The organism is Guptibacillus spartinae (assembly GCF_028610625.1).
Lineage (GTDB): Bacteria > Bacillota > Bacilli > Bacillales > Guptibacillaceae > Guptibacillus > Guptibacillus spartinae.
The window spans coordinates 1-12,699 of sequence record NZ_JAQQWU010000028.1 but is presented as its reverse complement, the minus strand read 5'-3'; the positions used below and the strand labels follow the sequence as shown (position 1 = coordinate 12,699).

12 protein-coding genes and 1 rRNA gene are annotated in these 12,699 nt (G+C 39.6%); 8 read left to right on the top strand and 5 right to left on the bottom strand.

The window, feature by feature from the left end; translation table 11 throughout:
- Window positions 1-147 precede the first annotated feature (147 nt).
- From jag to rpmH, 5 genes are all read right to left on the bottom strand, one after another.
- Window positions 148-768 (bottom strand): RNA-binding cell elongation regulator Jag/EloR, encoded by a 621-nt coding sequence (gene jag / locus PQ511_RS23265; protein ID WP_273854298.1) that lies wholly within the window; start codon window positions 766-768, stop codon window positions 148-150.
- Window positions 765-1,532, bottom strand: coding sequence for a YidC family membrane integrase SpoIIIJ (gene spoIIIJ, locus PQ511_RS23260; RefSeq protein WP_273854297.1), 768 nt, complete (start codon window positions 1,530-1,532; stop codon window positions 765-767). Before spoIIIJ ends, jag begins: the two co-directional genes overlap by 4 nt.
- A 56-nt stretch (window positions 1,533-1,588) precedes the next feature.
- Complete coding sequence (yidD, locus tag PQ511_RS23255) at window positions 1,589-1,810, bottom strand: membrane protein insertion efficiency factor YidD (RefSeq protein ID WP_098445624.1); 222 nt, start codon at window positions 1,808-1,810, stop codon at window positions 1,589-1,591.
- Entirely contained in the window at window positions 1,807-2,181 is a 375-nt protein-coding gene (rnpA, locus tag PQ511_RS23250) for a ribonuclease P protein component (protein WP_273854296.1), read from the bottom strand. The genes yidD and rnpA overlap by 4 nt, the downstream gene beginning before the upstream one ends.
- 77 nt (window positions 2,182-2,258) lie before the next feature.
- A complete protein-coding gene (rpmH, locus tag PQ511_RS23245) occupies window positions 2,259-2,393 on the bottom strand; it encodes a 50S ribosomal protein L34 (protein ID WP_048311109.1) in 135 nt (44 codons plus the stop codon).
- A 705-nt stretch (window positions 2,394-3,098) separates the two neighbouring features.
- Here rpmH and dnaA point away from each other — a divergent pair.
- From dnaA to PQ511_RS23205, 8 genes are all read left to right on the top strand, one after another.
- Complete coding sequence (gene dnaA / locus PQ511_RS23240) at window positions 3,099-4,451, top strand: chromosomal replication initiator protein DnaA (protein ID WP_273854295.1); 1,353 nt, start codon at window positions 3,099-3,101, stop codon at window positions 4,449-4,451.
- Between the two features lie 196 nt (window positions 4,452-4,647).
- Window positions 4,648-5,790, top strand: a complete 1,143-nt coding sequence (gene dnaN / locus PQ511_RS23235) for a DNA polymerase III subunit beta (RefSeq protein WP_273854294.1) — start codon at window positions 4,648-4,650, stop codon at window positions 5,788-5,790.
- Between the two features lie 193 nt (window positions 5,791-5,983).
- The gene (gene yaaA, locus PQ511_RS23230; protein ID WP_273854293.1) at window positions 5,984-6,196 is read left to right on the top strand and encodes a S4 domain-containing protein YaaA; all 213 of its coding nucleotides are present in this window, start codon (window positions 5,984-5,986) and stop codon (window positions 6,194-6,196) included.
- Window positions 6,197-6,210: 14 nt separating this feature from the next.
- Window positions 6,211-7,329 carry a DNA replication/repair protein RecF gene (gene recF / locus PQ511_RS23225; RefSeq protein ID WP_273854292.1) on the top strand — a complete coding sequence of 373 codons (1,119 nt, stop codon included), beginning with the start codon at window positions 6,211-6,213 and terminating at the stop codon, window positions 7,327-7,329.
- Window positions 7,330-7,335: 6 nt separating this feature from the next.
- Entirely contained in the window at window positions 7,336-7,617 is a 282-nt protein-coding gene (remB, locus tag PQ511_RS23220) for an extracellular matrix regulator RemB (protein ID WP_420541755.1), read from the top strand.
- Between the two features lie 69 nt (window positions 7,618-7,686).
- A complete protein-coding gene (gene gyrB / locus PQ511_RS23215) occupies window positions 7,687-9,615 on the top strand; it encodes a DNA topoisomerase (ATP-hydrolyzing) subunit B (protein WP_273854290.1) in 1,929 nt (642 codons plus the stop codon).
- Window positions 9,616-9,738: 123 nt separating this feature from the next.
- Entirely contained in the window at window positions 9,739-12,300 is a 2,562-nt protein-coding gene (gene gyrA, locus PQ511_RS23210) for a DNA gyrase subunit A (protein WP_273854289.1), read from the top strand.
- A 298-nt stretch (window positions 12,301-12,598) separates the two neighbouring features.
- Window positions 12,599-12,699: ribosomal RNA gene (locus tag PQ511_RS23205) — 16S ribosomal RNA — on the top strand; the annotation flags it as partial.

Here is a 12,699-nt window from a genome sequence, read left to right as displayed (position 1 = left end):
CTCTTTTTCTGAGAAAACTTTTTTACTCATTGAATCATATCCCATCGATGAATTTGTCCCCATTATACATAAAAGTACCCTACAGGGCAGACTTTTTTAAAGTGTCTACTCTATAGGGTACATATTAAATGGCCCGAAGGTTTTCGATTATTTATTACGTGGAACAATAACCACACGTCGGTGTGGATCTTTTCCATCTGAGTGAGTGGTAATCCCTTTTTTATCTTTAAGATAAAGGTGGATGACTTTTCGTTCAAGCGACGGCATCGGTTCTAGCTGTATGTCCTTTTTCGTAACCATCGCTTTGTCGGCAAGACGATCTGCTAGCTTTTTCAGCGTATCTTCACGTCTTTCGCGGTAGTTCTCAGCATCGAGCACTACCCGGACAAATCGGTCAGAAAATCGATTGGCGGCAAGATTTGTTAAATATTGCAGAGAATTAAGAGTTTGGCCACGTTTCCCGATTACAATTGCAATTTTTTCACCAGATAGCGTAAAGAGAAGATCGCGATCTTCTCTTCTACCTTCTATACTGGCTTCAACTCCCATGTTGCGAATGACCTTTTCTAAAAAAGCCCTTGTTTGCTCCATGATGTCGGGTTTCTCGCTTACTTTTATGCGGGCGGGCTTTCCTCCAAAGCCTAAAAATCCTTTTTTAGGCTCATCTAACACTTCAACATCAACATTCTCTTGAACAGTTCCGATTTGATTCAGCGCATCTTGAATGGCCTCCTCAATCGTTTTCCCCGTTACCGTAACGCTTCTCACTTCTTCGCTCCCCCCGTTTTCGTATCAGCGGTTTTAACAGCAGGTTTCGTAACAAAGTAAGTTTGCGCAATCATAAAGATGTTACCTACAACCCAGTAAAGTGCAAGTGCTGCAGGGAAATTAATTGCAAAAACGATAATCATAATCGGCATAACATAAAGGAGCATCTTCATTTGAGGCTGCACCGTACCGCCGCTACCCATCATGATTTTTTGTTGAATAAAAGTTGTCAAACCAGCAGTTAGAGCCAGGATAATATCAGGGTCACCAAGACTAAACCAAAGGAAGTTATGTGTAGCAATGGCTTCGGTACGCATAATAGAATGGTAAAAACCTAATAGAATTGGCATTTGAACCAGGATTGGTAAACAACCAGCAAGCGGGTTAACCCCGTTCTGTTGGAAAAGTTGCATCGTTTCTTGCTGAAGCTGTTGTTGCGTCTTCTGATCTTTACTGCTGTATTTCTCTTTAAGTTTCTGCATTTCTGGTTGCAGTTCTTGCATCGCTTTCGAACTTCTCGTTTGTTTAATCATTAACGGAAGCAGTAGAAGTCGAATTAAGATCGTTACAATAATAATCGCAAGACCGTAATTTCCCTCACCCGTTAAATCTGCGAAAAATGTTAAGGTCATAGATAATGGATAAACAATATATTCGCTCCAAAATCCTGTGCTTTCTGCGTTAATTGGCTCATTAATGTTACAGCCTGAAAGGACCGCAACGAGACCAATTAATAGAAATGCGAGGGTTAGTTTTTTCCTCACGCTTCATCCTCCTTGCAATCATATCTCGACAAAATTTATGTAGTTAAAGCATACCGCTATTTCTTTTTATCTGGAACGGGGTCAAAACCGCCAGGATGAAATGGATGGCATTTCGAAATTCTTTTCACCGTCAACCAGGATCCTTTTATAAATCCATGCTTCTGAAAGGACTCGAAACTGTAATGAGAACAAGATGGATAGAAACGACAGGAAGGAGGAGTTAATGGAGAAATGAATTTCTGGTAGACGCGTATTAGCATCATAGCCAGCTTTTTCATTTAGCATCCCTTCCTTTACCAGTCTGTTTCATTCCTCTTAATACACGCGCGCGATTAAGCACATGGATTAAGCTGCTCTTTACTTCTTCAAAACTCATCTCTGAAGTAGGTTTTCGAGCAATAACGACAAAGTCATACGGATACTTAATTTGATCGGACATTTGATGGAATGACTCTTTCACAAGTCTTTTCACGCGATTTCTTGTAACCGCATTGCCGATCCGCTTACTTACTGAAAGACCGAGTCGAAATTGAGGTTGATCGTTTCGCTTTAATACGTACACAACAAATTGTCTGTTTGCAGTTGAGTTTCCATGTTTAAATACCTTCTGGAACTCAGAATTCTTTTTAATCCGGTAGTTGCTGTTCAATCCGCACACTCCCAGTGTTACTTGGATAAGCATATTATAAACCTTATCTTAAAAAAAGACCACTGATGATCAGTGGTCTATGCAGACAATACTTTTCTACCTTTACGGCGACGACGAGCAAGAACTTTGCGTCCGTTAGCTGAGCTCATACGTGCACGAAAACCGTGAACTTTTTTACGTTTACGTGTGTTTGGTTGAAACGTTCTTTTCATTCTATTACACCTCCCTGAGGATAAACTGTATAAAGACAGTCCAAGTAATTATAAGAAAAGAGGGGGTAGATTGTCAAGTTTAATTAAAATTATAAAAGACATTACTAGAAATTCCTCTTTAAAAACAAGATGATCCAGGAGGTTGTCCCTCTCAAAAAACCATTTACGAAAACTCTACAAAAACCTATGTGGATAACTAATTTCGACACTTTTCACTTATTCACATCACTTATCGACAGGTTCTACACAAAATCTAGTACTGTGGACAGTTTCGTTCCACAAGATATGCACTCTGTGGATAACCACCCAAAAAACATTGCAAACAAGCTATTCTTTTGTTATGATATTTGTGTTTTAACTCGTGAATAAGATTAGCGACAACAAAAATAGTCCACAGTCTGTGGATAAAAATGTGGACAGTTATTAAGAGGTGTTATTCATCGTGTCCACAACACTGTGAACATAGTCGATAATTCGACTTTCTTCTATATTATATGATCTGCTTCGATATTGTGGATAGTATAATTATTCGTGAATATTCAAATGATTGTACAAAGGTTGTACGTTGGCACATTAGGCGACTATCGTCAGCGATTACAGCCTGTTTTTATTTTGGGGAAAAGGGCGGGTGACTGTTTCATTTACACACGACTTTTGCCTTTGCTTTTCCTAGTTAGATATTTTTGAACAAAAGGAGGGACTTCGTTGGATAACATCACGGATCTCTGGCAACAGGCTCTATCCGAAATCGAAAAAAAATTAAGTAAGCCTAGCTTCGAAACCTGGCTTAAGTCGACTTCTGCAAATCGAATGGAAGGCGACACAATCATTATTACTGCTCCCAACGAGTTCGCTAGAGACTGGCTGGAGTCACGCTATTCAAGTTTAATAACAGAGACGTTACTTGAACTTACTGGAAGTGAATTACAAGCTAAGTTCATTATTCCTCAAAATCAGTCCGATGCTGATTTGGATCTTGAACAAGCTATGAAAAAAAAGCCTAAAGCGAATCCAGCACAGGAAGAACACCCTCAGAGTGTGCTTAATTCGAAATATACATTTGATACGTTCGTAATTGGATCCGGGAATCGCTTCGCGCATGCTGCTTCTCTAGCCGTAGCTGAAGCACCAGCCAAAGCATATAACCCGCTATTTATATACGGGGGAGTTGGACTCGGAAAAACCCACTTAATGCACGCAATTGGACACTATGTTATCGAGCATAATCCTAATGCAAAAGTGGTTTATCTCTCATCCGAGAAATTTACGAACGAATTCATCAATTCGATACGTGACAATAAGACAGTTAATTTTCGCAATAAGTATCGCAATGTAGACGTACTGCTAATTGATGATATTCAATTTCTAGCAGGAAAAGAACAGACACAAGAGGAATTCTTCCATACTTTTAATGCTCTTCATGAAGAAAGTAAGCAAATTGTTATTTCAAGTGATCGACCGCCTAAAGAAATCCCTACATTGGAAGATCGGCTCCGGTCCCGCTTTGAATGGGGGTTAATAACGGATATTACACCTCCTGATCTTGAAACAAGGATTGCTATTCTTAGAAAGAAGGCAAAAGCAGAAGGTCTCGATATACCAAATGAAGTGATGCTCTATATAGCCAATCAAATTGACACGAATATCCGCGAACTTGAAGGTGCCCTTATTCGAGTAGTAGCCTATTCTTCTTTAATAAATCAAGACATGAATGCAGACCTTGCAGCTGAAGCGTTAAAAAACATCATTCCTTCTTCAAAACCGCGAGTGATTACAATTCATGATATTCAAACGGTGATTGGTGATCATTTTTCAGTAAAACTCGAAGACTTCGCGGCAAAGAAAAGAACTAAATCTGTCGCATTTCCTCGTCAAATTGCTATGTACCTTTCTAGGGAGCTAACAGACTTTTCGCTGCCGAAAATTGGAGAAGAGTTTGGTGGAAGAGATCATACTACGGTCATCCATGCTCATGAGAAGATTTCAAAACTAGTGGATTCTGACCAAGCTTTTCAGAAGAAATTGCAAGATATCGTTGAGCAATTAAAAAACGGGTAAACTCTTTTATTGTGGATAGTGGTTAATAGAGTGTGTACAATTTCAAATAGTTACTCACACACTGTCCACAAGTGGATAACTCACTCTGTATGGGTTTGTGAACACTTATCCACACATTCACAGCCCCTACTAGTAAGACTACGATATTTTTAAGTAATAATTATATAATCTGAGTCATTTATTTAGGAGGTCAATTATGCGTTTCAAGATCGAAAGAGATTATCTAGTATCAAGCGTATCCGATGTCATGAAAGCCGTGTCTTCACGAACAACGATACCGATTCTTACAGGGATTAAAATTGTAGCAAGTGATGAAGGGGTAACATTAACAGGTTCTGACTCAGATATTTCAATCGAATGCTTCATTCCCTCAGAAGAAAATGACAAACAAATTGTTGAAATCTCTCAGATGGGAAGCATCGTACTTCAGGCACGTTTCTTTTCTGATATCGTTAAAAAACTTCCAGGTGATCAAGTCGAAATCGAAGTTCACGATAGTTTAACAACACGAATTCGTTCTGGTTCTTCAGAATTTAACTTAAATGGTTTAGATCCAGAAGAGTATCCTCGTTTACCAGAAGTGGAAGCGCAGGAAGGATTTCAGATTCAAGCGGATTTACTCAAAAACATTATTAGACAAACTGTGTTCGCCGTATCAACCTCAGAAACCAGACCGGTGTTGACAGGTGTAAACTGGAAGTTAGAAGCTGGAGAACTTAACTGTACTGCTACAGATAGTCACAGACTTGCACTAAGAACAGTTAAAGTGGAGCCGAATGGTAATGACCTTTCGTTTTCAAATGTAGTGATTCCAGGTAAAAGCCTAAGTGAACTATCAAAAATCATTGATGATAACGAAGAGCTTGTTGATATAACGGTTACTGAAAATCAAATCTTATTTAAATCGAATCATATTCTTTTCTTCTCAAGACTTCTTGACGGCAACTACCCAGATACAAGCAGGTTGATTCCTAATGAAAGCAAAACGAATGTAACGGTTTCTGCAAAAGAACTGTTACAAGCTATTGATCGTGCTTCCGTTCTTGCGCGTGAGGGAAGAAACAACGTTGTAAAACTCGCGAGCCTTGAAGAGTCAACTCTTGAGATTTCATCAAATTCACCTGAAATTGGGAAAGTTATTGAACAGGTGCAGTCTCATTCCTTTGATGGAGAAGAACTTAAGATTTCATTTAGTGCAAAATATATGATGGATGCCCTTCGATCGATGGATTCCAATGAAGTGAATATTAGTTTCACTGGTGCGATGAGACCTTTCTTAATTAAACCAGTTGAAGGAGCTGCAATTATGCAGTTAATTCTTCCCGTTCGAACTTATTAAATTTCAAAAGAATATAAACATCCTTAGGCTGCTGAGAAGATTACTTCCAGCGGCTTTCTCTTTTTTAGCCACTTTACAAATTTTCCATTCAATTATTCATGCGTTTTAATTAAAAAAGAGTTATAATAAACTATTGTCTACCTTCAAACTCGATATAGTAAGATAGAGCAGGAGGAAAATGAGGTGAACGAACATGAATGAAATTAAATTAATAAAAGAATATATCACTCTTGGACAACTTCTTCAGGAAGCCGGCGTGATTAATACAGGCGGAATGGCAAAATGGTTTCTGTCAGAGTATGAGGTCTATGTAAACGGAGAATTAGAAGACCGACGTGGCAGAAAGCTCTACAATCAGGATATAGTTATGATTCCTGGAGTAGGAGAGTTTGTTGTATCTAGCTGAATGGGGGTATCCCGTTGCATCTAAACACATTAAAAGTAACGAATTATCGAAATTATCGTAAGCAAGAACTTCAGTTTGAAAACAACGTGAATGTTTTTCTGGGCGAGAATGCGCAAGGAAAAACGAACATCATGGAAGCCATCTATGTCCTTGCTATGGCAAGGTCCCATCGTACACCAAGAGATAAAGAATTAATCAATTGGGATGAGGAATATGCTAAAATAGAAGGTAGAATTGAAAAACGAAATGGTCCCCTCTCCCTCCAACTGGTTATTTCCCAAAAAGGTAAGAAAGCCAAACTAAATCAATTGGAACAGCAAAAGCTCAGTAATTACATCGGCGCAATGAACGTTGTTATGTTTGCACCTGAGGATCTCAATTTGGTTAAAGGTAATCCGGGCGTTCGTCGACGTTTTATAGATATTGAAATTGGCCAGGTTCAACCCGTTTATCTCTATCATTTGGGACGATACTTAAAGCTACTTCAGCAGCGTAATAGTCTTTTGAAAACACTGCGCTATCAAAAGAATCCCGATTATGTCATGCTGGATATTTTGACCGAACAATTAATTGAAGCTGCTGCGAATATTTATATACGTCGAGTTCGATTCGTTCAACTCTTGCAACAGTGGGCTGAACCGATTCATTATGGGATTAGTAGAGGGCTAGAGAAACTTGAAATTCATTATAATCCAACGGTTGAGGTATCAGAACCAACCGATTTGTCGAAAATAGTAGATGGATATAAGGAAAAGTTTGATAAAATTAAAGAAAGAGAAGTGGAGCGTGGTGTCACGCTCGCGGGACCGCATCGAGATGATTTGTCGTTTTTTGTAAACGGAAAGGACGTTCAAACGTATGGGTCTCAGGGACAACAGCGGACAACTGCTTTATCCCTAAAGCTCGCCGAAATCGAATTGATTCATAGTGAAGTGGGCGAATACCCATTACTTCTACTCGATGACGTACTGTCGGAGCTAGATGATTTTAGACAGTCTCATCTTTTAAATACAATTCAAGGAAAAGTACAAACGTTTGTTACAACAACGAGCGTAGAAGGCATTCATCATGAAACGCTTGAAAAAGCGACAACTTTTCAAGTCCAAGAAGGACTAATCGAAAAGGTGAAATGAGGTGAAGTGTTGTTTATCCATTTAGGAGAGGACGTTGTTGTCCAATCGCGAGATGTTGTCGGGATCTTTGATTGGCAAGTTATGGAGGAAGCAGAGATCACGAGTGAATTTTTGCATCGCCATCAAAAAGACAGGCTAGTAGAAGACATCGGTGGTGATTTAACGAAATCAATCGTTATCACGACTGATATGGTCTATTTGTCCCCTTTATCTTCACTCACGCTTAAAAGACGTGCTTACACAATATCAGACAGTGTGGACGTTACATCAAATGGAGAATCATCTTAAAACCAGGTTGTCTGATTATCAGCAAGCTGAATTGAGTCTATCTTTGATAGAGAAATGTAGGTGAACAATATGACATTAGAGCAACAGTCGAATAAAGAAAGTTATGATGAAAGTCAGATTCAGGTTCTTGAGGGACTCGAAGCTGTTCGAAAACGCCCAGGGATGTATATCGGTTCAACAAGTAGCCGAGGACTACATCATCTAGTATGGGAAATTGTTGATAATAGTATTGATGAAGCCCTTGCAGGATACTGTTCGCAAATTACTGTAAGTATTGAAAAGGATAACAGTATTACGGTAGAAGATAATGGACGAGGGATCCCGGTCGGAATTCAGGAAAAGATGGGTCGTCCTGCAGTGGAAGTTATTATGACCGTACTGCATGCCGGCGGTAAGTTTGGCGGCGGCGGATATAAAGTTTCTGGTGGACTGCACGGCGTAGGGGCATCTGTTGTAAATGCTTTATCCTCTAAGCTTGAAATCACAGTAGAGCGTGAAGGAAAAGTCTATTATCAGAGCTATACGCGCGGTGTTCCAGATGAAGATCTTAAAGTTATTGGGGAAAGCGATATTACGGGTACAACCATACACTTTATTCCAGATAACGAGATTTTCACTGAAACCACAGAGTACGAATTTGATATTCTTGCTCATCGACTTAGAGAATTAGCTTTCCTAAATCGTGGGATTAAAATTGTTGCTCAAGACAAGCGTCCTGAAGAAACAAAACGAAATGAATACCATTATGAAGGTGGTATTAAATCCTATGTTGAACACTTAAATCGTTCACGTGAGGCACTGCACGAAGAGCCAATTTTTGTGGAAGGTGAGCGGGAAGGGATTTCTGTAGAGATTGCCGTTCAATATAACGACGGATTTGCAAGTAACATTTATTCCTTTGCTAATAACATCAACACACATGAAGGCGGGAGTCATGAGTACGGTTTTAAAACGGCTCTTACGCGTGTTATCAATGACTATGCACGAAAAAACAGTCTATTCCGGGAAACGGATCCTAACTTAACAGGTGATGATGTACGAGAAGGTCTAACAGCCATTATTTCGATCAAGCACCCTGATCCGCAATTTGAAGGTCAGACCAAAACGAAGCTTGGAAATGCGGAAGCTCGAACGATTACAGAGTCGATCTTTGGAGAGAAGTTCTCTATGTTCCTTTTTGAGAATCCTCTAGTCGCAAAACAAATTGTCGAAAAAGGTCTTATGGCTTCAAGAGCGCGTGCTGCAGCAAAGAAAGCACGAGAATTAACAAGAAGAAAGGGAGCACTTGAAGTTAGTGCACTTCCTGGTAAGTTAGCGGATTGTTCTTCTAAAGATGCATCTATCTCAGAATTGTATATCGTTGAGGGTGATTCAGCGGGTGGTTCTGCAAAGCAAGGGCGGGATCGTCATTTCCAGGCAATTCTACCGTTGAAAGGTAAAATTCTAAACGTCGAAAAAGCGCGTTTAGACAAAATTCTCTCAAACAACGAAATTAGAGCTATTATCACGGCACTAGGAACGGGTATAGGAGAAGATTTTGATTTATCAAAAGCTCGTTATCATAAGCTAATTATCATGACAGATGCCGATGTCGATGGTGCGCATATCCGAACACTTTTATTAACATTCTTCTATCGCTATATGCGCCCGTTAATTGAAAATGGATATGTTTATATTGCCCAGCCGCCGCTTTATAAGGTTTCTCAAGGTAAAAAGGTAACATATGCATACAATGACCGTGAGCTTGATCTTATCTTAGAAGAAATTCCGAAAAGCCCTAAGCCTGGTATTCAGCGATACAAAGGTCTTGGGGAGATGAACCCGACACAACTTTGGGAAACAACAATGGATCCGGAGTCACGTACGGTGCTGCAGGTTGAGCTGCAGGATGCTATTGAAGCAGATGAAGTATTTGATATGTTAATGGGTGATCGTGTTGAACCGAGACGAAACTTTATTCAAGACAATGCTCATTACGTAAAGAACTTAGATGTCTAAGAGATACAACAAAGGGGGATATCCCCCTTTTCTTCTGTTAAAAGCGTTTTTAAAATAGAAACAACAAAAGAACTTTACCTAAATGTTAAGAGATGAACAAGAGTATAATTGGAGGTTTTCCGTATGTCTGATATGGAAAGATCGAGAGTTAAAGAAATAAATATTAGTCAGGAAATGCGCACCTCCTTCATGGATTATGCGATGAGCGTTATTGTAAGTCGTGCTCTTCCTGATGTGCGAGATGGTTTAAAACCAGTACACCGTCGTATTTTGTATGCCATGAATGACCTTGGTATGACTTCTGATAAAGCTTATAAAAAGTCGGCGCGTATTGTGGGAGAAGTTATTGGTAAGTATCACCCACATGGTGATTCAGCTGTATATGACACAATGGTGCGTATGGCTCAGGACTTCAGCTATCGTAATATGTTAATAGATGGACACGGAAACTTTGGGTCTATTGATGGCGATTCAGCAGCTGCAATGCGTTACACAGAAGCAAGAATGTCCAAGATCGCAATGGAAATGGTGCGAGATATTAACAAAGATACGATTGATTATCAGGACAACTACGATGGTTCTGAGCAGGAACCAATTGTTCTTCCAGCAAGATTTCCGAATCTACTAGTCAATGGCGCTTCAGGTATTGCAGTTGGAATGGCGACTAATATTCCACCACATAATCTGGGCGAAGTGATTGAAGGAATCTTAGAATTAAGTCGAAACCCTGAGATAACGATTGCTGAACTAATGGAATTTATCCCTGGTCCGGACTTTCCAACTGCTGCTGAAATCCTTGGACGTGAGGGGATTCGCAAAGCTTATACTACAGGTAGAGGTTCAATTATTCAGCGTGCAAAAGCTGAAATTGAAGAATTCAGCAATGGAAAGAAAAGCATCATTGTATCTGAACTTCCATATCAGGTTAATAAAGCTCGCCTTGTAGAAAAAATTGCAGAGCTTGTTCGCGATAAGAAGATTGAAGGGATTACCGATTTACGTGACGAATCAGACCGTACAGGTATGCGTGTTGTCATTGAAGTCCGTAAAGATACGAATGCAAATGTTCTTTTAAATAACTTATATAAACAAACAGCACTTCAAACTAGCTTTGGTATTAACACACTTGCCTTAGTAGATGGACAGCCTAAAGTTTTAACGTTAAAAGAATGTCTTGAACATTATCTCGAGCATCAAAAGGTTGTTATTAGAAGAAGAACCCAATTTGAGCTGAACAAAGCGGAAGCAAGAGCTCATATATTAGAAGGTTTGCGAATTGCTCTTGATCACCTCGATGAAGTTATCAAATTGATTCGAGCTTCTGAGACAACAGATATTGCTAGAGAAGGTCTCATGACAAAGTTCTCATTAAGCTATGATCAGTCTCAAGCCATCCTTGATATGAGACTCCAGCGTCTTACTGGTCTAGAACGAGACAAAATTGAATCTGAATACCAAGAATTAATGAAGCGAATCGCTGAACTAAAAGCGATTCTTGCTGATGAAGAGAAAGTTCTTGAAATCATTCGTGAAGAACTAACAGAAGTGAAAGAAAGATTTGCTGACAAACGTCGTACTGAAATCACAGTAGGCTTTGATATGATTGAGGATGAAGATCTTATTCCTAAGCAGAATATCGTCATTACCCTAACTCACAAAGGCTACATCAAGCGTTTGCCAATTGATACGTATCGTAGCCAGAAACGCGGTGGTCGTGGCATTCAGGGGATGGGTACAAACGATGGCGATTTCGTTGAACACTTATTTACAACGTTAACGCATAATACCATTCTGTTCTTTACGAATAAAGGTAAAGTCTACAGATTAAAGGGATATGAAGTACCTGAGCTTAGTCGAACAGCTAAAGGCATTCCAATTATTAACCTACTTCAAATTGAAAAAGATGAATATATTACCGCGATCATTCCTATAGAGGAATTTGTCGATGATTGGTTTGTTTTCTTTGCGACGAAGCAGGGTGTTGTCAAACGCTCGCCTCTTTCTGCTTTTGCAAATATCCGCAAAGGTGGACTTATTGCAATTAACTTTAAAGAAGATGATGAACTAATGGGCGTTCGTCTGACAAATGGATCAAAGGAACTTATCATGGGAACAAAACAAGGAATGGCGATTCGTTTCCATGAAGAAGATGTTAGATCGATGGGAAGGACAGCTACTGGTGTTAAGGGACTTACCCTACAAGAAAACGATCAGGTTGTTGGGATCGGCATTCTAGATGAAAATCAGGATGTTCTCATAGTAACGGATAAAGGATTCGGTAAACGAACACCTGTGGAAGAGTATCGCGTTCAAACACGAGGAGGTAAGGGAATTAAGACATGTAACCTTACTGAACGGAATGGTGTACTAACAGCTCTAAAAACTGTCACGCTTGAAGAAGAATGTATGATCATCACGGAAAGTGGTGTCATTATTCGAATCGATGTTCAGGATATCTCTCAAACAGGAAGAAACACTCAAGGTGTGAGATTAATCCGTATCTCTGAAGGAGACTCTGTCGCAACGGTTGCGAAAGTGGAGATTAATGAAGAGGGCATCGAAGGGGAAGACATTGAAGAGTCTGAAGCTACTACTGTTGGAAGTGATCAAGAGATCATTGAGGTTGAAGCTGAGGAAGTTTCCGAAGATGAAGAAAGTAACGGTTCTACAACCGAAGAAGAATAACTTTTAAAGGAGAGGAGAAATCCTCTTCTTTTTTTATATTTCTATTGCATAGAAGAATGATAGATGGTAAGATGTAATTCCGTCGCTTTGACGGTGTCTCCAAAACCTTCATAAATTGGTTTTAAAAACTTTTAAAAAAGTGTTGACGAGATAGTGAGATACATGATATATTATTTAAGTCGCCGATAAACAAAGGCGAAAACGAAAGAAACAAATTGCTCTTTGAAAACTGAACGAAACGCCATGTAAGTAGTTGTTTCTACGGAAACAAAATGTTTTAAAAGCTAGATTAAGCTTTCTATCGGAGAGTTTGATCCTGGCTCAGGACGAACGCTGGCGGCGTGCCTAATACATGCAAGTCGAGCGAAGAGATGGGAGCTTGCTCCCTGATCTTAGCGG

What these genes read in the sequence shown, in the direction of transcription:
- yidD (WP_098445624.1), bottom strand. Translation starts at nt 1,810, where the DNA reads ATGAAAAAGCTGGCTATGATGCTAATACGCGTCTACCAGAAATTCATT.
- rpmH (WP_048311109.1), bottom strand. Translation starts at nt 2,393, where the DNA reads ATGAAAAGAACGTTTCAACCAAACACACGTAAACGTAAAAAAGTTCAC.
- dnaN (WP_273854294.1), top strand. Translation starts at nt 4,648, where the DNA reads ATGCGTTTCAAGATCGAAAGAGATTATCTAGTATCAAGCGTATCCGAT.
- yaaA (WP_273854293.1), top strand. Translation starts at nt 5,984, where the DNA reads ATGAATGAAATTAAATTAATAAAAGAATATATCACTCTTGGACAACTT.
- gyrB (WP_273854290.1), top strand. Translation starts at nt 7,687, where the DNA reads ATGACATTAGAGCAACAGTCGAATAAAGAAAGTTATGATGAAAGTCAG.
- gyrA (WP_273854289.1), top strand. Translation starts at nt 9,739, where the DNA reads ATGTCTGATATGGAAAGATCGAGAGTTAAAGAAATAAATATTAGTCAG.